This window comes from Nocardia sp. 149-1B, from assembly GCF_057747975.1.
In genome coordinates, this window is the sequence record NZ_CM173233.1 from 3,786,921 (window position 1) to 3,811,827 (window position 24,907).

At 73.3% G+C, this 24,907-nt stretch carries 23 protein-coding genes; 13 read left to right on the top strand and 10 right to left on the bottom strand.

Annotated elements, in window-relative coordinates; translation table 11 throughout:
- Positions 1-22: 22 nt before the first annotated feature.
- From AC3ANS_RS18135 to AC3ANS_RS18145, 3 genes are read right to left on the bottom strand one after another with little or no spacing between them, the layout of a single operon-like run.
- Positions 23-1,111 carry an ABC transporter permease gene (locus tag AC3ANS_RS18135; protein ID WP_488292975.1) on the bottom strand — a complete coding sequence of 363 codons (1,089 nt, stop codon included), beginning with the start codon at positions 1,109-1,111 and terminating at the stop codon, positions 23-25.
- Positions 1,104-2,660 carry a sugar ABC transporter ATP-binding protein gene (locus tag AC3ANS_RS18140; RefSeq protein WP_488292976.1) on the bottom strand — a complete coding sequence of 519 codons (1,557 nt, stop codon included), beginning with the start codon at positions 2,658-2,660 and terminating at the stop codon, positions 1,104-1,106. The genes AC3ANS_RS18135 and AC3ANS_RS18140 overlap by 8 nt, the downstream gene beginning before the upstream one ends.
- Entirely contained in the window at positions 2,645-3,823 is a 1,179-nt protein-coding gene (locus tag AC3ANS_RS18145; protein WP_488292977.1) for a sugar ABC transporter substrate-binding protein, read from the bottom strand. The genes AC3ANS_RS18140 and AC3ANS_RS18145 overlap by 16 nt, the downstream gene beginning before the upstream one ends.
- 206 nt (positions 3,824-4,029) lie before the next feature.
- Here AC3ANS_RS18145 and AC3ANS_RS18150 point away from each other — a divergent pair, with 206 nt between their 5' ends.
- From AC3ANS_RS18150 to AC3ANS_RS18160, 3 genes are all read left to right on the top strand, one after another.
- On the top strand, positions 4,030-5,292 hold the full coding sequence (locus AC3ANS_RS18150; RefSeq protein WP_488292978.1) for a multidrug effflux MFS transporter: 1,263 nt from the start codon (positions 4,030-4,032) through the stop codon (positions 5,290-5,292).
- A 55-nt stretch (positions 5,293-5,347) separates the two neighbouring features.
- Positions 5,348-6,640, top strand: a complete 1,293-nt coding sequence (locus AC3ANS_RS18155; RefSeq protein WP_488292979.1) for a TetR/AcrR family transcriptional regulator — start codon at positions 5,348-5,350, stop codon at positions 6,638-6,640.
- A gap of 276 nt (positions 6,641-6,916) precedes the next feature.
- The gene (locus AC3ANS_RS18160; RefSeq protein ID WP_488292980.1) at positions 6,917-7,723 is read left to right on the top strand and encodes an IclR family transcriptional regulator; all 807 of its coding nucleotides are present in this window, start codon (positions 6,917-6,919) and stop codon (positions 7,721-7,723) included.
- Here the strand turns inward: AC3ANS_RS18160 and AC3ANS_RS18165 are convergent.
- The 3 genes from AC3ANS_RS18165 to AC3ANS_RS18175 are packed head-to-tail and all read right to left on the bottom strand — an operon-like array spanning position 7,711 to position 11,274.
- Positions 7,711-9,234 (bottom strand): MFS transporter, encoded by a 1,524-nt coding sequence (locus AC3ANS_RS18165; protein ID WP_488292981.1) that lies wholly within the window; start codon positions 9,232-9,234, stop codon positions 7,711-7,713. The genes AC3ANS_RS18160 and AC3ANS_RS18165 overlap by 13 nt on opposite strands.
- A complete protein-coding gene (locus AC3ANS_RS18170) occupies positions 9,231-10,409 on the bottom strand; it encodes an acyl-CoA dehydrogenase family protein (RefSeq protein WP_488292982.1) in 1,179 nt (392 codons plus the stop codon). The genes AC3ANS_RS18165 and AC3ANS_RS18170 overlap by 4 nt, the downstream gene beginning before the upstream one ends.
- A gap of 13 nt (positions 10,410-10,422) precedes the next feature.
- Positions 10,423-11,274, bottom strand: a complete 852-nt coding sequence (locus tag AC3ANS_RS18175) for an alpha/beta fold hydrolase (protein ID WP_488292983.1) — start codon at positions 11,272-11,274, stop codon at positions 10,423-10,425.
- 131 nt (positions 11,275-11,405) lie between these two features.
- On the opposite strand from AC3ANS_RS18175, the gene AC3ANS_RS18180 reads away from it, so the two are divergent.
- From AC3ANS_RS18180 to AC3ANS_RS18210, 7 genes are read left to right on the top strand one after another with little or no spacing between them, the layout of a single operon-like run.
- On the top strand, positions 11,406-12,362 hold the full coding sequence (locus AC3ANS_RS18180) for an isocitrate lyase/PEP mutase family protein (RefSeq protein WP_488292984.1): 957 nt from the start codon (positions 11,406-11,408) through the stop codon (positions 12,360-12,362).
- The gene (locus tag AC3ANS_RS18185) at positions 12,359-13,768 is read left to right on the top strand and encodes an FAD-dependent oxidoreductase (protein WP_488292985.1); all 1,410 of its coding nucleotides are present in this window, start codon (positions 12,359-12,361) and stop codon (positions 13,766-13,768) included. The genes AC3ANS_RS18180 and AC3ANS_RS18185 overlap by 4 nt, the downstream gene beginning before the upstream one ends.
- Positions 13,762-14,481 carry an SDR family NAD(P)-dependent oxidoreductase gene (locus tag AC3ANS_RS18190; protein ID WP_488292986.1) on the top strand — a complete coding sequence of 240 codons (720 nt, stop codon included), beginning with the start codon at positions 13,762-13,764 and terminating at the stop codon, positions 14,479-14,481. The genes AC3ANS_RS18185 and AC3ANS_RS18190 overlap by 7 nt, the downstream gene beginning before the upstream one ends.
- Before the next feature lie 49 nt (positions 14,482-14,530).
- Positions 14,531-15,130 carry a cysteine hydrolase family protein gene (locus AC3ANS_RS18195; RefSeq protein WP_488292987.1) on the top strand — a complete coding sequence of 200 codons (600 nt, stop codon included), beginning with the start codon at positions 14,531-14,533 and terminating at the stop codon, positions 15,128-15,130.
- Complete coding sequence (locus AC3ANS_RS18200) at positions 15,127-16,572, top strand: FAD-dependent oxidoreductase (protein ID WP_488292988.1); 1,446 nt, start codon at positions 15,127-15,129, stop codon at positions 16,570-16,572. The genes AC3ANS_RS18195 and AC3ANS_RS18200 overlap by 4 nt, the downstream gene beginning before the upstream one ends.
- On the top strand, positions 16,569-17,372 hold the full coding sequence (locus tag AC3ANS_RS18205; protein WP_488292989.1) for an aspartate/glutamate racemase family protein: 804 nt from the start codon (positions 16,569-16,571) through the stop codon (positions 17,370-17,372). The genes AC3ANS_RS18200 and AC3ANS_RS18205 overlap by 4 nt, the downstream gene beginning before the upstream one ends.
- The gene (locus AC3ANS_RS18210; RefSeq protein WP_488292990.1) at positions 17,369-18,766 is read left to right on the top strand and encodes an FAD-dependent oxidoreductase; all 1,398 of its coding nucleotides are present in this window, start codon (positions 17,369-17,371) and stop codon (positions 18,764-18,766) included. Before AC3ANS_RS18205 ends, AC3ANS_RS18210 begins: the two co-directional genes overlap by 4 nt.
- Here AC3ANS_RS18210 and AC3ANS_RS18215 read toward each other — a convergent pair.
- Positions 18,714-19,526 (bottom strand): COG4705 family protein, encoded by an 813-nt coding sequence (locus AC3ANS_RS18215; RefSeq protein WP_488292991.1) that lies wholly within the window; start codon positions 19,524-19,526, stop codon positions 18,714-18,716. The two genes, AC3ANS_RS18210 and AC3ANS_RS18215, sit on opposite strands and share 53 nt — an antisense overlap.
- Before the next feature lie 100 nt (positions 19,527-19,626).
- Here AC3ANS_RS18215 and AC3ANS_RS18220 point away from each other — a divergent pair, with 100 nt between their 5' ends.
- The 3 genes from AC3ANS_RS18220 to AC3ANS_RS18230 are packed head-to-tail and all read left to right on the top strand — an operon-like array spanning position 19,627 to position 21,698.
- Entirely contained in the window at positions 19,627-20,421 is a 795-nt protein-coding gene (locus tag AC3ANS_RS18220) for a COG4705 family protein (protein ID WP_488292992.1), read from the top strand.
- A 33-nt stretch (positions 20,422-20,454) separates the two neighbouring features.
- Positions 20,455-20,895, top strand: coding sequence for a hypothetical protein (locus AC3ANS_RS18225; RefSeq protein WP_488292993.1), 441 nt, complete (start codon positions 20,455-20,457; stop codon positions 20,893-20,895).
- Between the two features lie 53 nt (positions 20,896-20,948).
- Positions 20,949-21,698: an ABC transporter permease gene (locus tag AC3ANS_RS18230; protein WP_488292994.1), complete on the top strand. Its 750-nt coding sequence runs from the start codon at positions 20,949-20,951 to the stop codon at positions 21,696-21,698.
- Between the two features lie 96 nt (positions 21,699-21,794).
- Here the strand turns inward: AC3ANS_RS18230 and AC3ANS_RS18235 are convergent, their stop codons facing one another.
- Genes AC3ANS_RS18235 through AC3ANS_RS18245 form a run of 3 tightly spaced genes read right to left on the bottom strand, consistent with a single transcriptional unit; the run spans position 21,795 to position 24,893 of the window.
- Positions 21,795-23,108 carry a HAMP domain-containing sensor histidine kinase gene (locus tag AC3ANS_RS18235; protein ID WP_488292995.1) on the bottom strand — a complete coding sequence of 438 codons (1,314 nt, stop codon included), beginning with the start codon at positions 23,106-23,108 and terminating at the stop codon, positions 21,795-21,797.
- A complete protein-coding gene (locus tag AC3ANS_RS18240) occupies positions 23,105-23,764 on the bottom strand; it encodes a response regulator transcription factor (protein WP_488292996.1) in 660 nt (219 codons plus the stop codon). Before AC3ANS_RS18240 ends, AC3ANS_RS18235 begins: the two co-directional genes overlap by 4 nt.
- 4 nt (positions 23,765-23,768) lie before the next feature.
- A complete protein-coding gene (locus tag AC3ANS_RS18245) occupies positions 23,769-24,893 on the bottom strand; it encodes a phosphatase PAP2 family protein (protein WP_488292997.1) in 1,125 nt (374 codons plus the stop codon).
- Between the last annotated feature and the right edge of the window lie 14 nt (positions 24,894-24,907).

A 24,907-nucleotide genomic window follows, 5' to 3' on the forward strand; every position in this document is an offset into this window, starting at 1 on the left:
GCGGGGTCGGCGACAGGGTCGGTCAGCGCGCCCGGGAGCGGTCGCGAACCACCTTGGCCAGCGCGACGGCGATCACGAGTCCACCGCCGTAGAAGACGTTCTGGATCCAGCCGGCGTAACCCAGCAGCTGCAACCCGAAGATGCCGGTGGTGAGGAAGTAGATCGCCACCATGGTCCCGATCGGGTTGAACGCACCCGGCTGCACCACGGCCGTGCCGAGGAAGACCGCGGCCAGCGCGGGCAGCAGGTAGCTGTTGGAGGTCGAGGAGTCGAAGCCACCGACGGTGGCCACCAGGATCAACCCGGCCAGGCCGGCGAGCAGACCCGCGACGACGTACGCACCGAAGCGGACCCGCTGCACCCGGATGCCAGCCAGGCGGGCCACCTCGGCGTTGGCACCGACGAACACGATCGCGCGCCCCAAGGGGGTCCATGCGAGGACGTAGGCGATCACGAGCGCGAGCGCGATGCCGTACCAGAACGACACCGGCATGCCGAGCACGTCACCGATGGCGATCTTCGCCAGCCGGGGACTGTTGACCGAGACGATCGTGGACCCGGACGCGAGCTGCGCGACGCCGGTGAGCAGCGTGGCCATGCCGAGCGTGACGACGAACGACGACACGTCGAGCACGACCACGAAGAACCCGTTGACCACGCCGGCGAGCACCGCCGCACCGACCCCGATCACGCACGCCAGCACGATGTTCATGCCGTGCACGCCGGCCAGCACCGGGATCACCGTGGCGGTGATCCCCATCATCGCCGCGACGGAGAGGTCGAACTCCCCCACCGCCAGCGTGACGAGCGCCGACATGGCCAGGAACACCAGCACCTGCTGGGATCCGAAGATCGAGGAGAAGGTGCCGCTGGTGCCGAACGTGTCGGGCACCTGCGTGTAGAAGTAGAGCGCCATCAGCGCCCACACGCCGATGAGCGCGTACTTCGAGGCGGCCGTGCGCAGCATGCCGCCAGCCCGTCCCAGACGCGGGGACTCCCCCTGGGCGGGCGCGATCACGACGGTGCCGCTGTCGGCGACGAGCCGTCGAGAGGTCTCGTCGTCGCTGACGAGCTGGTCGACAGCGGTCTCGGCCGCGGTGGTCTCAGGCATGGAGTGCTCCTGTGGTCGTGGGAACGGAGTAGATCGCCTCGAGGAGGGCGTCGGGGTCGTCGGTGCGCATCTCCCGTGGCTCGACGCCGGGATGGAGCACGAGCACCCGGTCGCAGATCTCGACCAGGTCGGTGGGCTCGGTGCTCACCAGCAGCACCCCGCGGCCGGCCGCGGCCGCGTCGCCGATGGCGAGCAGCAGGTCGGCGCGGGCGCCCACGTCGACGGCCTGGGTCGGCTCGTGCAGCACGAGCAGGTCGGGGTCGGTGGAGAGCCACTTCGCGAACAGCACCTTCTGCTGGTTGCCGCCGCTGAGCTCCTTGACCAGGTCGTCGCCGGAACGCACCTTGATCCGCAGCCGCGCGACCCAGTCGGCGGTGAGCTGCTCCTGCCAGTCCCGGCGCACCAGCCACGGCCGGCCGCGGCGCCGCACGCTCGGCAGGGCCAGGTTGTCGCGGACGCTGTGCTCGAGGGCGACACCGTCTCGGACGCGCCGTTCGGGCACCAGCGCGATGCCCGCCCGCAACGCGTCCGCCACCCCGGCCCGGGCCAGGTCGACCCGGCCGGTGGGGGTGGTGACCGTCCCCGAGGTGGAGCGGGCCGCACCCGCCAGGAGGTAGGGCAGCTTCTCGAAGCCGGTGCCGGGCAGACCCGTCAGGCCCACCACCTCGCCGCGCCGGATCGTGATCGACAGCGGACGGCCGTCCACCTCGACCCCCTCGACGACCGCCGCTGGCGGGTCGCCCGCGGAGTACGGCGACGGGGCGCGCGTCACGGCGTCGACGGTCGTGCCGAGCATCAGCCGGGCCAGGTCGGCCTCGCTCAGCTCGGCGGTCGGCAGCCCGGCACCGGTCACCCGCCCGTCACGCAGGACCGTCACCCGTTCGCTGACGGTCAGGACCTCCTCGAGGTTGTGGCTGACCATCAGCACCGCCGTACCGGTCGCAACGACGCGGGCGAGCAGGTCGTGCATCCGGGCGAGGTCCTCGCGGGGCAGTGCCCGGGTCGCCTCGTCGAGGATCATCAGCCCCTGCCCCGGCACGGTCGCCCGCATCGCCCGGGCGATCGCGACGCCGGCGCGGTGCGCGGGGGCCAGCTCGCCCACCAGCGTGCGGGGGTGCACCGGGATCTCCAGGCGGCCCAGGATCTCCGCGACCAGCTCGTCCTGGCGGCGCCAGTCGATGCGGCCGGTGAAACGGGAGCGGACGAAGCCGCCCACGCCGACGTTCTCGCTGACCGTCAGGTGGTCGAGGAGGCCCACGTCCTGGTGCACGACCGACACCCCCGCCGCCTGGGCGGCGCGCCACTGGACGGGCAGCGCCAGCGGCTGCCCGTCCACCTCGAGCGTCATCCCGCTGTCGGGCGCGTGGTAGCCGGTGAGGATCTTCACCAGCGTCGACTTGCCCGACCCGTTCTGTCCCACGAGGGAGTGGATCTCCCCGGGCTGGACGACCAGGTGGGCGTCGTGCAGCACCCTGGCCGGGCCGAAGGTCTTGCTGGCGCCACGGGCCTCCAGCCGAGGAGCGGTGCCCATCGTCAGCTCACGCCCCACGCCTGCAGGAAGGCGTCCTTGAAGCTGTCGTCACCGAACCAGTCGGGCGTGAAGTAGGCCTGGTCGGTCAGGTCCAGGTCACCGACGTTGTCCGCGGTGAAGTCCCGGGTGACCATCGCGTCGGCCGGCTCGACCGGGTCGCCCGCGAGGAGCTGCATCAGGCCGTTGGCGTACTTCCAGCCCTCGTAGATCACCGGGGTACCCAGGTCGGAGGCCTGCTGACCGGCGGCGACCCGCTGCAGACCCGCGAGGTCCGAGCTGGAGGAGAACACCTTGACCTGGTCGGCCTTGCCGGAGCTCTGCAGGCCCTGCATCGCCGGGGGCACGAAGCTGTCGACCGGGACGATCAGGGCGTTGGTGTCGGGGTGGGCCACCATCGCGGCGCTGACCGCGGACGGCAGCTTGTCGAGGTTGGCGGTCGTGAAGTCCGCGGTCGCGATCCCGCACGAGGGGCAGAGCTTCTTGAACGTCGCCACGCCCTGGTCGCTGGCGTCGCGGGTCGTGGAGGAGTCCATCAACCGCAGCCAGAGCGCGTTGGTGTCCGTGCCGCCCTGGGCGAGCGCCGACATCGACATGGCGTCGTAGAGCTTCCCGACCCGTCCGGTGTTGTCGTAGAAGGCGAGCGTGCCGTCCGCCTCACGGCCGCCGCTCGGCGCGACCCCGCCGACCAGCACGGGGACGCCCTTGGCGGCAAGCGCGTCGAAGGCGGTCCCCGCCATCGCATAGTCGATGAACAGCGACACGACCGCGTCCGCGCCCTGGTCACCGGCCTGCTTGAGGCAGTCGGCCACCGCGGTCGGCGTGAACTTGCCGTCGCAGATCGTGGCGGTGGCGCCCACGGCCTTCATCGCGTCCTGGATGCCGACGGCGACGCCGTGGATCACCGGGATCTGGTCACCGAGCGGGATCACGGTGATCTTCTTGCCGGCCAGGTCCGGGGTCGTGGAGAGCGCCGGCTCCGCGGGGTACTCGGTGATGGCGTCACGCCACCCGGCCACGGCCTCCTTGGCCTGCGCGATGCCGGCCGCGCTGTCCTGGGCGTTGCCGGGGGTGTCGGCCGCCGCCTTGACGGTGTCCTGCGCGCAGGCACCGAGCATGCTCACGAGGGCTGCGGTCGCGACGAGCGCCGCAGTCCGCCGGGCGGTCTGACGATGAGATGACATGGGTCTTCCTTTGCCTGCCGTCGGCCGGTCGGCCGCTGGATGGAGCCGAGACCTGCCGACCATGACTTCTCGTGGTGGGCGTCACACAGCGACGTGTGCCGCTCTGCGGACCGGCCGGCCCGCACGCGCGCGGCCGAGCCTGCGGCGTGCCGCGGACAGGCACGGAGCCGTCGTACGCCGCGCCCTCGGCCCGCCAGGATGCGGCGGTGACCGAGCCCCACCCCTGCCCGCACCCCTCCCAGGTCCCCGGCGAGCTGTCCCGCGCCGTGCTGGTGACCCTGGGCGCGCTCACCGCGGTGGCACCCCTGGTCACCGACCTCTACCTCCCGGGCCTGCCGGACCTCGCCCGCTCGCTCGGGACGTCCGACGCGCTCGCCCAGCTGACGATGTCGGTGTGCCTGGTCGGCCTGGCCCTGGGCCAGCTGGTCGCCGGCCCGCTCAGCGACCGGATCGGCCGGATGCGCCCGCTGCGCTGGGGCGTGCTGGTGCTGGCGGTCACGTCGTTCCTGTGCGCGGTGGCGACCGACGTGTGGGTGCTGCTCGCCCTGCGCCTGGTGCAGGGCCTGGCCGGCGCGGCCGCGATGGTCGTGGCCCGGGCGATCGTGCGCGACGTGTACGACGGGGCGCGCGCCGCCAAGGTGTTCTCCGAGCTGATGCTGGTGATGGGCCTGGCCCCGGTGGTCGGCCCGCTGCTCGGGGGCCAGCTGCTGGCGCTCACCGACTGGCGCGGCATCTTCGTGTTCCTCGGCGTGGTCGGCCTGCTCCTCCTCGCGGCGTGCTGGCTGGTGCTGCACGAGACCCGGCCGACCGGGGTGCGCTCGGCGTCGCCGGTCCGCGAGCGGGCGTTGCGCGGCCTGCTCGCCCAGCGCCGGTTCCGGGGCTTCCTGGCGCTGAGCGCGCTGCTGGGCGTCGTGCTGTTCGCGTACATCTCGATGAGCTCGTTCGTGCTGCGCGGCACCTACGACCTCGGCCCGGTCGCGTACGCCTGGGTCTTCGGCGCCAACGCCGCCGGCATGATCGTCGGCAGCCAGGTGAGCGCCCGCCTGGTCGGCCGCCTCGGCCCGGCAGTGCTCCTCCGGCGCGGCCTGATCGTGGTGTCGGGTGCCACCATCGCGCTCGCCGCCCTGCTCCTGGTCGAGGCCCCGCTCACCCTCGTGGCGCTGCCGCTGTGGCTGGTGCTCGCCGGCCTGGGCATGTCGTTCGGCAACAGCACCGCTCTCGCGCTCGTGCCGCACGCCGCCGACGCGGGTGCCGCCGCCGCCCTCCTGGGTGCCAGCCAGTTCCTGCTCGGCGCCGCCGTACCGCCCCTGGTCTCGCTCGGCGGCGTCTCGGGGCCGCTGATGGGGCTGACGATGGCCGCCGCCGGCGTCGGGGCCCTGGTCACGCTCGTGCTCGTCATCGCCCCCGAGCTCAGCCGCGAGAGCACCGCCGGTCACCGGCACGGCTCGACCGCGGCCGCCACCTCCTAGCGCGTCACTAGACTCGAGCCGCCGGTGCGCGGCACACCCGATCCGGAGCGGAGCCATGGCACGCAAGACGACCCGTCAGCACTCGCAGGGCGAGGCGTCCCGACGGACGATCCTGGACGCGACGCTCAGGATCGCCGGGGAGCGTGGCTACGTCGGCACCACCATGGCGCAGGTCACGAAGGCGAGCGGGCTGCCGGCCAGCTCGGTCTACTGGCACTTCCGCAACAAGGACGACCTGCTCGCCGACGCCCTCGACCACGGCTACCGGCGCTTCGCCGACGACCAGCCGCGGTGGCTCGACCTCGACCTCTCCCGCCCGTTGGAGGAGGAGGTGCTGGCCCAGCTGGTCGCGACCGCGAACGGGCTCGACCGGGAGTCCGACTTCTGGCGGATGGGGCTGCTGCTGGCCCTGGAGACCGGCCCCGCGGTCGGCACCGCCCCGCGCGAGCGGTTCCTGGGTGTCCGCGCCCAGGCACTGGCCCGGCTGGCCGAGTGGTGGGCCCGCGCCCTCGGCGACGACGCCGGTCCGGGCGGACGGCACGCGCAGACGCTCGCACTGCTGACCATCGCGAGCAGTGACGGCCTCTTCCTCGCCCACCAGTCCGACGAGCAGGAGGACCTCACGCCGCTGCTGCGGGTGCTCGCGCACGGCCTCGCGGCCGCGGCACGGCTCCTCGTCTCGGGCGACGAATCCCCGCAGCGCAACGGCCGCCGGATCCCACCGGTGCGCCTGGTGGTCGCCGAGCCGGACTCCGGTCGCGAGCGGCTCCTGCGCGCCGCGGCCGACGTGGCCGCCGAGAGCGGCTACGACGGCGCCTCGATCTCGCGGATCTGCAAGCGTGCCGGGCTGCCCGCGAGCTCGCTCTACTGGCACTTCAAGGACAAGGACGACCTGATCGCCTCGGCGATCGAGCACTCCTACCAGGAGTGGTACGTCGCCCAGCCGGCCTGGCTCCCGCCCGCCCCCGGCAGTCGGTGGCAGGACCAGCTCCGCGACCACTTCACGGTGAGCCTGCGCAGCCTGGCCGAGCGACCACTGTTCCTCCGGATCGGTCACATGCTGCTGCTGCTCCGGCGGACCGACCCGCCCGCCGCGCGCGCCCGCTTCGTCGCCGTACGCCGGCAGGCGCGGATGGTCCAGGAGCACTGGTACGCCCTGGTGCTGGGCGACGGCGCCGTACCCGGCACGCCGGAAGCGATGGCGTTGCTGACGATGGCTCTCTCCGACGGGTTGTTCTTCTCCTACCAGCTCGATGAGCCCACCTGGGACGTCGAGCTCTTCACCGAGCTGCTGGTCGCCATGCTCGACGCGGCCGCCCGGGTCGCGCCCTCCCCCGCCGCCGGCTGACCCCGGCCGACCCCGGCCGACCCCGGGCGGGCGGTGGCTCATCCACCTCGCCGGCCCACCACGCGGTGGATAGCCCACCCCCGGCCGGGGGCGAGCCCGCGTCCGCGCCCGCAGCAGGGCGCGGTCTTCGTGGAGTGATCGATACGCAAAGACGAGCCCTCTCAAGCGGGCACAGGAGATTTCACCGTCAACTATTGGCTTTCCCTGTATCGATCGTTACAGTGATGCGCACCACAGCCCGTGACCGCGGTCACAGGCCCGCTCGCAGGAGGACGCATGACCAGCACGCTGATGCCCGAGGCCTCGACCCAGCACCAGGGCGAGTCCGACCAGCAGGCACCCCCGCCGGTGATGCCCTCGGTGATGAAGGCCCTGCAGCTGCTCGACGCGTTCCGCGACGCCGGGCCCACGCTGGGGGTGAGCGAGATCGCGCGGCGTGCGGGGGTCCCGAAGTCGACCGCGTTCCGGCTGCTGACCCACCTCGAGCAGGGTGGGTACGTCGAGCGGATCGGCCGGGACTACTGCCTGGGCCGGCACCTCTTCGAGCTGGGCAACAGCGTCCCGCTCTGCCGCCCCGACGGGCTGCGCGAGACCGCCGCCCCGCACCTGGGCGTGCTGGTGGTCAAAACCCAGCGGCTGGTCAACCTGGCGGTGCTCGAGGGCACCGAGGTGGTCTACCTGGAGAAGATCCACGGCCACGACACGGTGCAGGTCGCCAGCGCCGTGGGCGGCCGGATGCCGGCGGGCTGCTCGGCGCTGGGCAAGGCGATGCTGGCGTTCAGCGACCGCGAGGCGATCCGCACGGTCCTCGAGGGCGGCCTGGTCCGCCGGACCCGCTACTCGGTCGCCGACCCGGCACGCTTCCTCAAGGAGCTCTCCCGGATCCGCGCCGAGGGCATCGCCTTCGACCGCGAGGAGATCCAGCTCGGCCTGGTCTGCGCCGCCGCCCCGATCCTGGGCCGCGACGGCCGCGCGGTGGCCGCGGTGTCGGTCTCGGGACCCGCCACCCGCTTCAACCCGATGACGGCGGCGGCCGAGGTGCGGCGTACGGCGGAGGCGATCTCCCGCGACTACCGGGGCTGACCGGGGCCAGGGCCGGGGCCGGGGCCGCGCGGCCTGACGCACGTGACGGCGGCCCCGGCGACGACCAGCACCGCGAACATCCCGAACAGCACCTGGTGGCCGAGCACGATCCCGTCGACGTCCGCGGGGCTGAGCGCGCCCGGGTCCCCGGAGAGGAACGACGCGGCCGCGGCCGGTCCGACGAACGCGACCGCCAGCGCGACCGACATCGCCGAGGCGAGCGCCAGGCTCGTGCTCTGCAGCGTCACCCGGACGGCGTTGACCGACCCGGCCCGGTCGGCGGGGACGCCGCGCATGAGGCCGCTGACGTTGATCGGGTGGAAGACCCCGGTGCCGAGGCCCACCAGCAGCAGCCCGGCGGTGAACAGCCCGTCGGAGGGGCCCGCCGGCCCCGGGTCGACGGCGCGCACCAGCACCAGCAGTCCCGACACGGAGACCGCGGCGGCGACCAGGCTCACCCGGCGCGCGCCGTACTCCCGTGCGAGGACGTCGGCGACCAGCGCTCCGGCGGTGAGGCCGGCCGCGGCCACCGTGACGTGCCCGGCGGCCTGGAGCGCGGTGGCGCCGCGCAGGCCCTGGAAGTACAGCCCGCCGGCGACCACCATGCCGAGCCGGGGCGAGGACACCAGGAAGCCGGCGAGCAGGCCACGCGCGAACACCGGGTCGCGCAGGAGCGCCGGGTCGAGCACCGGATGGTCCGACCGCACCAGCACCCGCCACAGCACCGGCACCAGCAGGCACCCGCCGAGCAGCCCGGACAGGACCCACGGGTCGGACCACCCGCGGTCGGGCGCGAGGGTGATCGCCCCGATCAGCAGCACCAGCAGGGCGGCGGCCGTCAGGTTGCCGGGCACGTCGATGCGCAGCCGCTGGCGCGGCCGCGCGGGGAGCCGGCCCAGCGCGCGGTGCGCCCAGGCGAGCGCGACCAGGCAGATCGGCACGCAGCACAGGAACAGGTAGCGCCACCCCACGGTGGCCGCGACGAGCCCGCCGGCCGAGGGTCCGGCGACCTGGGCGATCGAGAACCCCGCGAGGTAGACGCCCATCGCCCGGCCGAGCAGCCGGCCCGGGAAGACGGTGACCAGGACCGAGACCGCGTTGCACAGCAGCATCGCGGCGCCCACACCCTGGAGCGCCCTCAGCGCGACCAGCTCCGCGACCCCGTCGACCAGCGCGAGCCCCGCACTGGTGAGCGTGAAGACCCCGAGACCGCCGAGGAACATCCGGCGCGGGTCGGCGGCGTCGGCCACCTGCCCCATGAGCAGCATCGAGGCAGTGTTCGTCAGGAGGTACGCCGTGAGCGCCCACCCGGTGCCGGACGCGCTCGCGTCCAGGTCCGCCGCGATGCTCGGCAGCGCGATCGCCAGCATCGTCGAGCTCAGCGAGATCACCACGGTCGCGAGGAACACGACCGCGAGCACCTGGTAGGCGCCGGCGGGCGCACGCCCGGTGGGGACGCCGGCGCCTCGGGACCCGGTCGCCGCGTCGGACGCTCCCGCCCGCCCGGTCACCACCCGAACGGTTCGACCTCGAGCCCGAACAGGTCGTGTCCGTAGGCCTGGTAGAGCGGGGGGGCGACGTTGCACATGTGGTTCATCCCGGCGTGCAGGTCGCGCCAGAAGCGCTGCAGCGGCTGGTCGTGCTGCAACGCTCCACCCCCGGCGTTCATGAACAGCCGGTCGACCGCGTCGACCGAGCGGCGTACGGCGCGCACGCCGTTGCGCCGCAGCGCGATCCGCTGCTCGCGGGTGATCCGCCTCCCTGCCTCGACGACGTCCATCAACCGCGACCAGTCGTCGAGGAACTGCACCCGGCTGGCATGGATGTCGGCCGCGGCCTCGCCCAGCGCGATCAGCTGCACCGGGTCGGAGATCGCCTTCGGCCCGCGCCCGGTGACCCGCTGCCGGGTGTAGTCGACGAACGCCGCCAGAGCGCCCTCGGCCATCGCGAGCGTCGCGCAGTTGATCGCCGCGGGGAAGATCGTGCCGAACGGCACCTGGTAGGTCGCCGCGTCCCGGCCGACCAGCCCGGCCTGGTAGCCGTCCTCGAAGTTCGTCGGCTTGTTGACCCGGTAGTCGGGGACGAACGCATCGCGGACCGACACGTCCTTGCTGCCGGAGCCCCGCAGGCCCAGCACGTCCCAGGAGTCGTGGTGGATCTCGTAGTCCGCGCGCGGGAGCACGAAGTTCCACGGCGTCGAGTCGATGACGGTGCCGTCGTCGTCGACCATCAGGCCGCCGAGGATGATCCAGTCGCAGTGGTCGGTGCCGGAGGAGAACGGCCACCGGCCGCTGAACCGGTAGCCACCCTCGACCTTGCGGGCCCGGCCGATCGGGGCATACGGCGAGGCGATCCACGTGTCGGGGTCCCCGCCCCACAGCTCCTCCTGGAGCCGCTTGTCCCACTGGCCCAGCTGCCACGGGTGGACACCGACCACGCCGGCGACCCAGCCCGCGGAGCCGCACAGCGACCCGACCCGCAGGACGGTCTCGAAGAACTCGACCGGGTGCGCCTCGTAGCCGCCGTACTCCCGCGGCTGGAGCATCCGGATCACGCCGCTGTCGCGCAGCTGCTTGGCAGAGACGTCGCTCAGCCGGCCCAGCTCCTCGCTCTCGGCGGCGGTGGACCGGAAGACCTCGGCGGCCTCCTCGACCCGGCTCAGCACTGGGTTCTCGTCGGGGTGCATGACGTCGTTCCCCTCAGTTGTTCGCGACGAAGTCGGCCACGAGCCGGTTGAACTCGTCGGCGTGCTCGATCTGCGCCCAGTGGCCGCAGCGGTTGAGCAGCACCAAGCGGGAGTTGTCGATCATCGACACCAGGCGCATGGAGTGCTCGAAGTGCACGACGCGGTCGTCCCGCCCGTGGATCAGCAGCGACGGCGCGGTGATCGAGCGCACCTCCGCAGGCGTGGCCGGGCTGGAGACCGGTCCGCGGCCCGCGGCCATGCCCTTGAGGAAGTTCTCCAGGTGGTCGGGGCGCGAGAGAGCGGCGTCCGAGCGCAGCTTGGCCAGCTCGTCGGTGGCGAACTCCGGGGAGAACGCCATGATGTCGACGAGCCTCTTCATCACCTCGGGGGTCGGGTTGCGGTAGCCCTCGAAGAGGATCTTCAGGCCCTCGCTGGGCCCGTCGCCCGGGCCGAACAGCGTGGGCAGCTCCAAGAAGCTGCCGGGGCCCATCGTGATCAGGTGCGAGACCCGTTCGGGGTGCCGCGCCGCCACGGCGAGGGCGATCATGCCGCCCATCGAGTTGCCGACGAGTGCGGCCTTCTCGATGCCCAGCTCGTCCATCAGCTCGATGACGGCCTCGGGGTGGTCGTACTGGTCCGACGGGGCGGAGTCCGACCTGCCCCAGCCCGGGGCGTCCCAGGCGATCGCCCGGAACCGCTCCGAGAGCGGGCCGAGGTTGGGCCGGAAGTTGCTCCAGCCCGTGGCGCCGGCGCCGCTGCCGTGCAGCAGGATCACCGGGTGGCCCTCGCCGGCCTCGCTGTAGTGCAGCTTCCAGCTCTTGGTCTGCACGTACCGGCTGGTGCCCTCGTCGGTCAGCTCGCTCATTCGTCACTCCTGGTCGTCGTCGGCTTGCTGAGGTGATGAAACCCGCACGCCCACCGGATCTCCCGTCCTCCGTGCCGGAGAGCGGGACGCGGTCCGCGGCCTTCGCGGCACACCGGTGCGAGCCTCGGGCCATGCCCACCCCACCCCCCGTCGCGCACCGGCCGTGGGCCGACGCCCTGACCGGCGTCGGCCGGATGCCGAGCGCCCACGAGCGCCGCATCGCGCTGCGCGCCGCGCTCGCCGCGCGGGCCACGCTCGTCCTGCCCGGCGTCACCGACGCCCTCGGTGCGCGGCTGGCCGAGCAGGCCGGGTTCAGCGCGGTCTACGCGACCGGCGCCGGCCTGGCCAACGCGCAGTACGGCGTCCCCGACCTCGGCCTGATCTCGCTGGGAGAGGTCGTCGACCACGTCTCGCGACTGACCGAGTCGACCCGGCTGCCGGTGGTGGTCGACGCCGACACGGGGTACGGCGGCCCGCTGTCGACGATGCGGACCGTCCGGTTGCTCGAGCGGGCCGGCGCGGCCGCGCTGCAGCTGGAGGACCAGGAGATGCCCAAGCGCTGCGGCCACTTCGACGACCACCGGCTGATCCCCACCGAGCACATGCAGGCCAAGATCGTGGCCGCACTGGAGGCCCGCACCGACGACGCGCTGGTCCTCGTCGCCCGCACCGACGCACGCAGTGCCGAGAGCCTGGACGCCGCGATCGAGCGCGGGCACGCCTACGCCGAGGCTGGGGCGGACGTGCTGTTCGTCGAGGCCCCGCGCACGGTCGAGGAGCTGGGCCGGGTCGGCACGGAGCTCTCCGGTGTCCCGCTGGTCGTCAACGTCGTCGAGGGCGGCAAGACCCCGGAGCTCTCGATGGAGGAGTACGCCGCGCTCGGGTTCGACGTGGCCCTGTTCGCGAACTACCTGATGCGCTCGATGCTGAGCGCCGGTCGCGAGGCGCTCGCCCATCTCGCCGCCGCCGGTGAGACCGCGTCGCGCGCGGACCGGATGGCGACCTGGCGGGAGCGCCAGGAGCTGTTCCACCTGCCCGAGTTCGGTGCGGCCGAGGCCTACTACGACCGGCCGGGAGACGTGCGGTGATCCCCGGGCTCCCCTACGAGACCGAGCTGCCGGACCGGGTCGGCGTGCTGGTGCTCGGCTCCGGCCTGGCCGGGTGCGCCGCGCTGCTGGCGGCCGCCGAGGCCGGGCAGTACGCCGTGATGCTCGAGAAGACCGACGCGATCGGCGGCTCCACCGTCCGGTCCGCCGGCCTCTCGGCGTACGCCGGGACCGACGAGCAGGCAGCGCAAGGCATCGCCGACTCGACCGAGCTGCTGCGCAAGGACCTGCTCGAGACCGGCAAGCACCGCAACGACGAGGCGTTGGTGGACCTCTACTGCGAGCACCAGCTCGAGACCTACCGGTGGCTCCGGGCCCACGGCGTGCGGTACGGCGAGGTGCACGCCGCGTCCGGGCAGTCGGCGCCCCGCTCCCACCCCACCGACACCACGGCGATGCTGACGATGCTGCTCAGGGCGGCCGGCCGGCTCGGTGCCCGGCTGGTGATGGACACCGGCGCCCGGCGGATCCTGCGCGAGGGCGGCCGGGTCGTCGGCGTCGAGGTCGAGGGCCCCGAAGGTCCGCACCGCATCGAAGCCGACGCGGTCGTCGTCGCCACCGGCGGCTTCTCCCAGGACCCCGAGCTGCTGGCCCGGTTCGCCCCGCAGATGGAGCACGCGCTGCGCGCCGGCGGTCCCGGGTGCACCGGCGACGGGCTGCTGATGGCCTGGCAGCTCGGCGCCGGCGTCGTGGACACGCCGTACGTCAAGGGCACCTACGGGATCTACCACCGCCCGCACCCCGACGAGGACGGCACCGGCATCCTCGCCGTCTACAAGGGCGCGATCGCGGTCAACCGCGAAGGCCACCGCTTCGCCGACGAGTCGCTGCCCTACAAGGAGATCGGGGACGCCGCGCTGGCGCAACCGGGCGTCACGACCTGGCAGGTCTTCGACGCCCGGGTGATGGCCGCGAGCAACGACGAGGTGCCGATCTACGAGTTCGCGGGCCGCGAGCGCGCCGGGATGCTCCTGCGGGCCGGCACCGTGGCGGAGCTCGAGGCGGCGATCGGACTGCCCGAGGGCTCCCTGGTCGCCACGGTCGAGGACTACAACCGCCGCATCCACGACGGCGAGCCCGACGCGATGGGCCGCCGGGCGCTGTCGAGCAGCGTCGGCGACCTGCTGCCGCTGGACCGGCCGCCGTTCTACGCCCACCCCTCCGGCACCGTCGTGCTCGCGACGTACTGCGGGCTCACCGTCGACACCCGGATGCGGGTGCTGGACGTGTTCGGCGAGCCGATCGAGCGGCTCTACGCCGCGGGCGAGGTGATCGGCGGGTTCCACGGCGCCGGCTACATGACCGGCACCTCGATCGGCAAGGCCGGCATCTTCGGCCGCATCGCGGGCGGGCGCGCCGCCGCCGAGCCGAGCGAGCTGGCATGGTGAGCCCCTTCGACCTCACCGGCCAGGTCGCGCTGGTCGTCGGCGGCGCCGGCGGGCTGGGCGCCCGGGCAGCGGTCGCGCTCGCCGGGCAGGGAGCACGCGTCGAGGTCGCCGACCTCGCCGGCGCCCCGCACCACGTCGACGTGACCGACGAGGCGTCGGTCGCCACGCTGTTCGCCACCGTGGTCGCCGCCCACGGCCGGGTCGACGTCGTCGTGAACGCCGCGGGCGTGATGCTGCGCAAGGCGTACGACGAGACCACGCTCGAGGAGTTCGACCGCGTGGTGCGCGTGAACCTCACCGGCACCTGGCTGGTCGGCCGCGAGGCCGGCATGGCGATGACCCCGCAGCGGTCGGGGCGGATCGTGAACCTCACGACCGTCTACGCCGAGCGGGTCGGGCCGGTGCCGGAGTCGGCCTACTACGCCTCGAAGGCCGGCGTGGCGAACGTGACCCGGGCGCTCGCCGCCGAGCTCGGCCCGCACGGCATCACCGTCAACTGCCTGGCTCCCGGCGTCTTCTACCCGACGCCGATGACCGCACCGCTGGGCGCCGACCCCGACCGGCTCGCCTGGTTCTCCGGGCGCACGATGCTCGGCCGGCTCGGCGACCCCGAGACCGACCTGGACGGTCCCCTGCTGCTGCTGGCCTCGCCCGCCTCGTCGTACGTCACCGGTCAGGTGGTCTACGTCGACGGCGGCTGGTCCGCCTGGTGACACCCGTCCCCGACACCCGCCATCACCACGCCATCACCGAAGGAACGCGATGACCCAGAACACCCGCAAGGCCCTGCTGCTCCTGGACTACCAGGTCGCGCTGTGCGAGGAGGGCCCGCACCTGCGGATGCCTCCGCTGGCCGCCCAGGTCGCCGAGCGCGACGTGCTCGCCACCGCCGAGCGGGTGCTCGAGGCCGCCCGCACCGCCGGGTGGCTGGTCGTGCACGTGCGGCTCGCCTTCGACCCGACGTACGTGCTGCGCACCAACCGGCTCGCCCGCTTCGACGCCTACCCCGACCAGGGCGTGATGCTCGCCGGCTCCCCCGAGGCGCAGATCGTCAAGGCGCTCGCCCCGCTGCCGGGAGAGCCGGTGGTGGACAAGGGCTGCGTCGACCCGTTCGTCGGCACGCCGCTGCTGCACGTGCTGGCTGCTGAGGGTGTCGGCGAGGTCGTCCTGGGCGGCGTCGCGACCAACCTCGTGGTGGAGTCCGCGGCCCGGCACGCCAGCGACGCCGGCCTGCAGGTCACGGTCGTCGAGGACATGTGCGCGTCGTTCCGGCCGGACTTCCACGAGTTCTCCGTGCAGAACATGCTGCCGCTGTTCGGACGCGTCACCTCCGCCGACGAGCTGCTCGGGAGCCTGGCATGAGGGCCGTGGAGGAGTACGACGTCGTGGTGGTCGGCGGCGGCGTCGCCGGCCTGTCCGCGGCGTGCGCGGCGGCCGAGGCCGGCGCGCGCGTGGTGCTGCTGGAGCGCTCGACCGAGGCCGAGACCGGCGGCAACACCCGCTACACCGAGGCGTTCTTGCGGATGCGGTCGCTGGAGGAGACCGCGGACGGCCTCGAGGACGCACTCGTCGACGACTTCATGGGCCATCCCGACCCCAGCGTCGTGCGCGACGCGGCGCTGCCGCCCGAGCGCCGCTCCGGGCTCTACCGCGCCCACCACGTCGTGGACCCCGACTACGTCGCGACGTTCGCGGCCGAGGCCCCGGGGACGCTGGCGTGGATGGGCGAGCACGGGCTGCGCTTCGAGTTCCTGCCCACGCCGTTCCTCACCACCTCGACCACCCGGATGGCGCCGGTCGGGGGCGGCCTCGCGATCGTCGAGACCATGGGCAAGGCGGCCCGCGGTCTCGGCGTCGAGCTCCGCTTCGAGACCACGGCCCGGCAGCTGCTGACCGACCCCGACGGGGCCGGCGTGCGGGGCGTGCTCGCCCAGACGCCCGCCGGCCCGGTCGAGCTGCGCGGCCAGGTCGTGCTCGCCTCGGGCGGCTACCAGGGCAACGCGGAGCTGATGGCGCGCTACCACGGCGACCGCGCCCTGACCACGCGACCGGTGGCCCGGGGCGGCAACCACAACAAGGGCGAGGGGCTCGAGATGGCGCTCGCCCTGGGTGCCGCGACTGCCGGCAACTTCGCGCTGTTCCACGCCGAGCCGGTCGACCCGCGCTCGGGTGAGCCCGAGGCCGCGATCTTCTGCTTCCCCTACGGGATCCTCGTCAACGCGGCGGGCCGCCGGTTCGTCGACGAGGCCCGCGGGCCGATCGACGCGTGGTACGAGCGCACCACCCGCGACATCCAGGCGCAGCCCCAGGGCGTCGCGTGGGTGGTGCTCGACCAGCAGGCGTTGGCCATCCCCAACCTCCGCTCGGGCATCCGCACCGACCAGCCGCCGGTGACCGCCGCGACGCTGGCGGAGCTCGCCGCGCGCATCGGGGTCCCCGCCGACGCGCTGGCCGACACGGTCGCGACGTACAACGCCGCCTGCGGCGACGGCGACTTCGACCACGCCGCACCCGACGGCCTCGCGACCACGGGGCTCACGCCCCCGAAGTCGCACTGGGCCCGCCCGGTCTCCGAGGGTCCGTTCGAGGCCTACCCGATCATGGCCGCCAACGTGTTCACGTTCGGCGGGCTGAAGACCACGCCGGCCGCCGAGGTCGTCGACCGCGACGGCCGCCGGATCCCGGGCCTGTACGCCGCCGGGGAGCTGACCGGGCTCTACTACTCCAACTACACCGGCTCGACGTCGGTGCTGCGCGGCGCGACGTTCGGCCGGATCGCCGGCCAGGAGGCCGCACGCCCATGAGGATCTGGCACCAGAGCTTCACGGTGCTCGACGACGTGCCGCACTACCGCGACGCGCTCGCCCGGCACCTCAGCTCGCAGGCCGCGCCCGGCACGCAGATCGACCTGCACGGCATGGCACCGGGCACCTACCCCTCGGCCTACCCGGGCACCCACATCGGGCACGCCTACCTCGCCGGGCTGCACAAGGAGCAGTTCGTGCAGGCGGCACTGCGCGCCCAGGACGAGGAGTACGACGCGTTCCTGATCGCCACGATCCCCGACACGGCCTACGAGGAGGTGCGGTCGCTGGTCGACATCCCGGTGGTGGCCTTCGGTCACACCTCGTTGCTGATGGCCGGCATGCTCGGCGACCGGGTCGGGGTCGTGAACTTCATCGAGGCCCTCACCCCGCAGCTGCGCCGCAACGTGCAGCACTACCGGCTCGAGTCGCTGGTCGGCCCGATCGTGCAGGTGGCCGCGGGGTTCACCGACGTGATGGCGGCGTACGCCGACCCCGAGCCGCTGCTGGCGGCGTTCAGCGAGGCCGCCCGGCGGGCGATCGATGCCGGTGCGAACGTCATCGTCCCCGGCGAGGGCCCGCTGAACGTGTTCCTCGCCGACCAGGGTGTGCACCGGGTCGGCGACGTGCCGGTGCTCGACTCGCTCGGCACCTGCGTCCGGGTCGCCGAGCTGCGCGCCGCCCAGCACGCCGCGACCGGGCTGCACCCCACCCGGGTCGGGTTCCACTCCTCGCAGCCGGCCCGCGAGGTCGTCGACGCCGCTCGCGCGTTCTACGGCCTGCCGGAGGTGCTCGGATGAGCACGGAGGACTCCTGGGACCTCGAGGTCGACGTCGCGGTCGCCGGTGGCGGGGCCTGCGGGGTGATGACCGCGCTGCGAGCGGCGCAGGACTCCGACCTGGTCGTCGCGGTCTTCGAGCGGTCGACGCGCGAGGGCTGCAACGCCGCGATCTCCAGCGGCAGCCTGGCGGCCGGCGGCACCCGCTTCCAGCGCGAGGCCGGGATCGTCGACTCCCCCGGGCAGCACGCCGCAGACATCCTGGCGGCCAGCGGGGACGACGAGTGGGCCCACGTCGTCCGCGCCCTGTGCGAGGTCGCCCCCGACCTGGTCGAGTGGATCGCCGACGAGCTCGGCTACCCGGTCGAGATCGGCGTCGACATGCCGCGGGCCGGGATGTCCGTGCCGCGGCTGCACACCGACGTCGGCCGCCTCGGCGGCGGACGGTTGATGGCGCACCTGCGCGCTGCGCTCGACCTGCTCCCGAACGTCGCGTTCGTCGACGAGGCGCCGGCGGTCGACCTCGTCGTCGAGGACGGGGTCGTCACCGGGGTGGTCATCGAGCAGAACGGCGTACGGCAGCGGGTCCGCGCCGGTGCGGTGGTGCTCGCCACCGACGGCTTCGCCGCCTCACCGGAGCTGATGGCCGAGCACTGCAGCGACCTCGGGACCCCCTTCTACGGCGGCGTCTCGACCGCGACCGGATCGGCGGTGCCGTGGCTGGCCGGGCTGGGCGCCACGTTCCGCAACCTGGGGGCCTGCCTGCGCAGCGGCCTGGTCGTCGTCGGCCACGGCACCCGGGTCTCCCCCGCGCTGCAGTTCAACGGGGCGGTGCTCCTCGGCACCGACGGTCGGCGCTTCGTCGACGAGGAGGCGCACGGCTACTCCTCGATGGCCGCGGTCCTGCGCGAGCAGCCCGGCGAGCGGGCCGCGATGGTCTGGGACGCCGAGGCGATGGCGGCCACGCGGCACTCCGAGATGATGCGCGACTGCCTGACGGCAGGTGCGATCCGCGACCTGCCGGACCTGACGGCGCTCGCCGGGGCGCTGGGCGTCTCCCCCGAGGCTGCGGCCCAGGCGCTCGAGCCGCTCCCGGGGCGCCGGCGGCTGGCCGCGCCGTACCACCTCGCATGGGTGACCCACGGCGTGCTCGCCACCCAGGGCGGCGTCGTGGTCGACACCACCGGCCGAGTCCTGGTCGATGGCGCCCCCGTGCCGGGGCTGTTCGCCGGCGGTGGCACCGCGTGCGGCCTCGCCGGCCCGGCCTCGGGGGGCTACTCCTCGGGCAACGGCCTGCTGTCGGCGTTCGGCTTCGGCTGGATCATCGGCAACCACCTCCGGTCAGGTGGGCGGGCGGCGCGGGTCAGCGGTGCGGTGCGTCGGTCAGCGGCTCCGGGTCCGACTCCCTCGTCGTGAGCTCGGGGTGGGCGTGGGCGCCCTCGACGTCGCTGTGCGTGATCGCCAGGTAGGCGACGAGCACGGCGAAGGCGCCCAGGCCCAGGGCGGTGGCGGTGCCGTCGCCCCAGCCGAGGCCGCCCTGGGACGGCGGCTTGCCGAGCCAGTCGGCGACCGACGCACCCAGCGGGCGGGTCAGGACGTACGACGCCCAGAACGCGATCGTCGCGCTCAGCCCCAGGCGCCACAGCACGAACGGCACCAGGATCAGCGCGCCGAAGATCAGGATCGACCAGCGGAACCCGAGGCCCATGTCGATCGCCGTCGTGTCGCCGACCGCGGTGCCGAGACCGAAGGTCAGCAGCACCGTGCCCCAGTAGAACCGCTCCCGGCGCGACGTGGTGATCGAGTGCACCGAGAGCGTCCCCTCGCTGCGCTGCCACCAGGTCAGCAGCCCGCACAGCAGCACGAAGTAGATCGCCGAGTCGACGTAGTACGGCGTCCCGAGCGCGACGTGCGGGCCGTCCGCGATCATCGTGCCGAAGACCGCCACCATCAGCACCGTCACCCAGTAGCGGACCGGGTGGTAGGTGTCGGCGCGCAGCTGCAGCCGCAGTGCGGCGAAGAAGCCGCCGACGCCCACGAGGCCCGCCAGCGGGATGCTGATCGTGCCCATGAAGTCGGCGCCCGCCTCCCCGATGCCGGTCGTGAGCAGCTTGACGATCCAGAACAGCAGGAAGACCTCGGGCACCTTGGGCGCACGGAACACGCGTGACGACATGGCCGCGACCGTAGGTGCGCCCACCTGCCATCGACCTGACTGCACGGGTGGACCCGTGCGGTCAGGTCGATGGCAGGTGCGCTCGCCGAGGGTGGCCGCCATGACGACGACTTCCCAGGTGCAGACCCGTGGCCGGCTGATGCTCAACAAGGTCCCCGAGGTGACCGTGTACTTCTGGATCATCAAGATCCTGTGCACCACCGTCGGGGAGAGCTTCGCCGACTACATCAACGAGACCCTGGGCTTCGGCCTGACCAACACCACCCTGGTGTTCTCGGCGGCGCTGGTCGTCGCGCTGGTGCTGCAGTTCCGGCTCAACCGCTACGTCCCGTCGGTGTACTGGCTGGCGGTGGTGCTGATCAGCGTGGTGGGCACGCTGCTGACCGACAACCTGACCGACGCGCGCGGCGTACCGCTGTGGATCAGCACGACGGTGTTCTCGGTGCTGCTCGCCGTCGTGTTCGGCATCTGGTACGCCCGGGAGCGGACGCTGTCGATCCACTCGATCGTCACGACCCCGCGCGAGGCGTTCTACTGGCTGACCGTCCTGGTCACGTTCGCGCTGGGTACGGCGACCGGCGACTGGACCCTCGAGCTGACCGGCTGGTCGCCGGGTGCCTCGATCATGCTGCCGCTGGGGCTGATCCTCGCGGTGCTGGTGGCCTGGCGCCTGGGCGCCGGACCGGTGCTGTCGTTCTGGCTGGCCTACATCCTGACCCGCCCGCTGGGCGCCAACATCGGCGACTACCTGGCCTCGGACCGCTCCGAGGGCGGCCTCGGCCTCGGCACGTTCGGCACGAGCCTGCTGTTCCTCGGGACGATCCTCGCCGTCGTCGTCTACCTGACGATCACCGACAAGGACCGGACCGAGCGCGCGCACATCGCCGAGCACTGACCCCCCACCCACCCGCCCTCGAAAGGTCCTGCCATGCCGGAGCTGCGCACCCACCGGATCCTCGTCGTGACCGACAAGGCCGACCCGACCCCAGGACTCGTCGCCGCCCTGCGGACCCGCGCCGGGAGCGGGGACGTCCAGTTCCGCCTCGTCGTGCTGAACCCGGCTCGCGCGGAGCTGCACCTGCTCCACCCCGAGCGCCACGACAAGGCGGCCGAGGCCGAGCAGGTCCTGCGGCGAGCGCTCCCCGAGCTCGAGGAGGCGGCCGGTGGCCCCATCATCGGGTCCGTCTCGGTGCGCCACGACCCGATGGACGCCGTCGAAGAGACGGTCTACAGCGAGCCCGTCGACGAGATCATGCTGGCGCCCCTGCCGGCTCACCACATGGCGTCGGTGCTGCACCAGGACCTAGAGCACCGGCTGGCACACCTCGGCATCCCCGTGACGGTCGTCGGGCCGGACCCGGTCGGCTGACCCCGCCGGCGACCCGACCTCGGCGCCGGCGGCACCGCGGAGACAATGGCGCCATGGGAGATGCCGGGCACTACCTGGGCTTCGGGCTCGGGCTGCTCGTCCTCGTCGCACTCACGGTCGGGCTGGCCCGGTGGGCGGGCGTGGGTCTGGGGCTGTTCCCGCTGTGGGCGCTGACCCGCGCGGTCGTGCAGCTCAGCGTCGTCGCGCTCCTGCTGCGCGGCATCCTCGCCGTGCCGTGGACCGTTGTGTTGTTCCTGGTGCTGATGCTCACGACCGCGTCCTGGACGGCGGTACGCCGGTTGGCGGAGCTCTGGCACGGGCGGCGGGCCGCCGTGGCCGGTGTGCTCGCCGGCGCGACCCTGACGCTCGTCACGGTGTTCGCGCTGCAGCTCGTGGACCTGGAGGTGCGCTACCTCGTCGCGGTCGCGGGCATCGTGATCGGCAACGCGATGAGCGCCGCCACGCTGGCCGGGCGCAACTTCCTGCGCGGTGCGACCGCACGGCGCGACGAGATCGAGGCGTGGCTGTCCCTGGGCGCGACCCCGGCGCGGGCGCACGAGGAGATCGGCCGGGAGGCGGTGCGCGAGTCGCTGCTGCCCACGCTCGACCAGACGAAGTCGACCGGGCTGGTGACCCTGCCGGGGGCCTTCGTGGGCGCACTGTTCGGTGGCGCCGGGCCGGCCGGGGCCGCGGAGTTCCAGCTGGTGGTGCTCGCCGGTATCGGCCTGGCGATGACCGTGACGAGCATCATGGTCACCCGGATCGCCGGTCGGACGCCCTACCTCTTGACCGTCCGGACATGATGGCGAGGGGGAAAGCCTGCACTTGTCGGCCGAAGCTTCACCCGAGAAGTGGCGGTTTCCCCGGGTACCCGGGGAAACCTGCGCCCCGGGGCGCCGTCAGCCGCGCGGCAGCCGGACCACGACCCGCGTGACCCCCGGGCTCGACCCCACCACGACGTCGCCGCCCAGGGTGCGGGCGATCCGGCGAGCGATGGCCAGGCCGAGCCCGGCACCCGGGCCGCTCCCCGAGGTGACGCCCGGCTCGAAGATGCGCTCCGCGTCGGCCGCCGCGATCCCGGGCCCGTCGTCGTCGACCCGGACCTCCACGGCGCCGGGAACGGCGGCCGCGCCAAGCGTGACCCGGGTGCGCGCGAACCGCAGCGCGTTCTCGACCACAGGGCTGATCGCCCGGACCGCGAGGTCATGCGGGACGCCGAGGCCGAGCTCGGCCGCGTCCACGACGAGCTCGACGGGTCCGGTGCCGACGTGGTCGGCGACGTCGTCGAGCACCTCACGCAGCTGGCAGTGCGTGCCCGCCACGATCTGGGCCTCGCTGCGGGCGAGGTCGAGCAGCGCGGTGATCGTCGCGGCCATCCGCCGGCCGGCCGCCGCAATCTCCTCCAGGTCGTTGTGCGCGTCGTCGGAGAGGGTGTCCCGCAGCAGGATCAGGTCGGCCATCCCCTGGATGGTGGTCAGCGGCGTCCGCAGCTCGTGGGCGAGCTCGGAGGTCAGCCGCTGCTCGGAGCGGATCGCCGAGGCGACCTTCTCCAGCAGCTGGTCGAGCGTTCCCGCGAGCGCGCTGAGCTCGTTGTCGGGCGGGCCCAGGTCGAAGCGCCGGCTCAGGTCGTGCTCGCTCCACTCGGTGGCGGTCTCCGCCATCACCGCGACCGGCGCCAGCGCCCGCCGGGTGGCCCAGGCCGCGATGGCGGCGGCCGCCACCGTCGTCAGCACGCCCGTCAGCAGCGAGACGATCAGGGCCAGGCGCTCGGCCTCCTCGTAGGGCTCCAGCCGCTCGTTGAGGACGACCACACCCGCCGCACCGTCGGCGGTCACGAACGGCTCGGCCAGGATCCGCCCGTGCTCGCCGTAGGAGCGCAGGGTCGTCGACTCCGCCGTGCTGAGCTCGGAGTAAGGGTCGCGCAGGCTCACGGGTGGTACGCCCGCCACCAGGTCCCCCCGGTCGTCGTAGACGGCGATGCCGGCATCGAGCTGGCCATCCGGTACGGCGACCCGGCCGCCGGCTCCCGTGGTGGCGGAGCTGGTCACGGCCTCCGCGCGGTCCTGCAGGACCCGGTCGACGTCGTTGCCGGTGATCCACGCGAGCACGATCTGCACCACGACCGTGAGCAGCACCATCGCGACGGCGGTGCTGCCGGCGGTGAGCACGACGAGCTGCCCGCGGAAGGACCGCAGCGGGCGCGGCCGGATCACCGGAGGCGGAACCCCACGCCGCGGACCGTCTCGATCGAGACCGGTGAGCCGATCGAGTCCAGCTTGGTGCGGATGCGGCGCATGAAGGAGTCCACGGTGTTCTCCGCCACGACGGCTCCTTCCGGCCAGGCTGCGGCGATCACGCTACGCCGCCGAACCACCTCGTCGGGGCGCGACGTGATCGCGGCCAGCATCCGGAACTCCGTCGGCGTCAGAAGCACCTCGCCCGCGCCGGTCCGCACCGTGTGGCGCGCCGGGTCGAGCTCGAGTCCGGAGGTGGTGACCAGCGGGGGACGCCCGCGCCGGCCGAGGGCCTCGAGGCGCGCGATGAGCTCCTTGAGCTCGAACGGCTTCGCGACGTAGTCGTCGCCCCCGGCCCCGAACCCCGCCAGCCGCTCGTGGGTCGCCCCGAGCGCGGTCAGGAAGAGCACCGGCGCGTTCTGCCCCGCCGAGCGCAGCGCCTGGCAGACGTCGCGGCCGTCGGAGTCGGGCAGCCCGATGTCGAGGACCATCACGTCGATGGCGCTGTCGGCGCCGAAGCGACGCAGCGCCTCGCCCCCGTCGTGCGCCATGATCGTCTCGTGCCCGGCGAACCGCAGGGCCTCCCCGAGCAGGCGGCGGATCGACGCGTCGTCCTCGCACACTCCGATCAGCATCGGGTCACCTCCTCCTCGACGGTTGCTCGGAGCCTCGCTCGGCGTACCTGCCATCATCCTGAACGACACGGGGACTACGCCAGGGCGGGTAGACCGTCAGCACCCCGAGCCCGACGGCCGCCGCGCCGATCGCGAGACCGGCGAGGTCGTCGACCACGAAGTGCCACCCCAGGTAGACCGTGGCCACCATCGTCAGCGCCAGGTAGCAGGTGAGAGCGATGGTCGTACGCCGCAGCCGGTAGTAGGCGGCCATCAGCACGATCACCGTGGTGACCCCGACGTGCAGGCTGGCGAACGCCGAGACCTGCGCGAACGCATCATGGGCTGACGGATCGGCCAGCAGGTGGGTCCGCTGCGCGAGGTACGTCGCCTGGGTGGTCGTCACGATCGTGTGGGGCAGGCTCGCGAAGTCCTGCGGCCGGTCGCTGAACGGGCCGAGCGAGGGGACGAGGTAGTACGTGCCCACTCCGAGGATCCAGATCCAGCTCGCCGAGGCCAGGAAGACGACCCCGTCGCGCAGCCGGTCGGCGAACACGACCGCTGCCACGAACGCCACGGACATCAGCGTCGGGAACGACTCGTAGACCGCGACCAGGACGTACGCCGACCAGTGCTGCCCGAGCAGGTCGTGCAGCAGGACCGCTGGCGAGTGTCCGAGGAACAGCGCCTGGTCGACCCGGGTCAGCGCGCCGTCGCGCGGGGCGTTCAGGACGTCCCAGCTCTTGAGGTTGTGGTAGCTCGCGTAGACCAGGTGGTAGGCGAGCAGGCAGCCCGCCGCCACCAGCAGCCGCCGCGCCGGCCACCGCTGCCGCACGATCTCCAGCACGAGCCCCGGCCGGCGCCGGCCGCGACCGGCGCGGCGGACCGCGTCGACGACGACCAGCACCACGAAGACCCCCGCGGTGATCGCGACCCGCGTGCGCAGGATCTCCCCGCCCGGGTCGCGCACCGGGATCCCGACCGCCCACGAGCGCCACAGCGCGACGCCGGCGAACGCGAGGGCGACCAGGCCGAGCCGGACCAGCCAGCCGTGGTCGGGCTCGCGGTCCACGGACCCGTCGTTCCCGGCGGGGGCGCCCGCGACGTACGGCACGGAGGGCAGGGAGGCGAGCACCTCACGAGCCTCCACGGGCGAACCTGCAA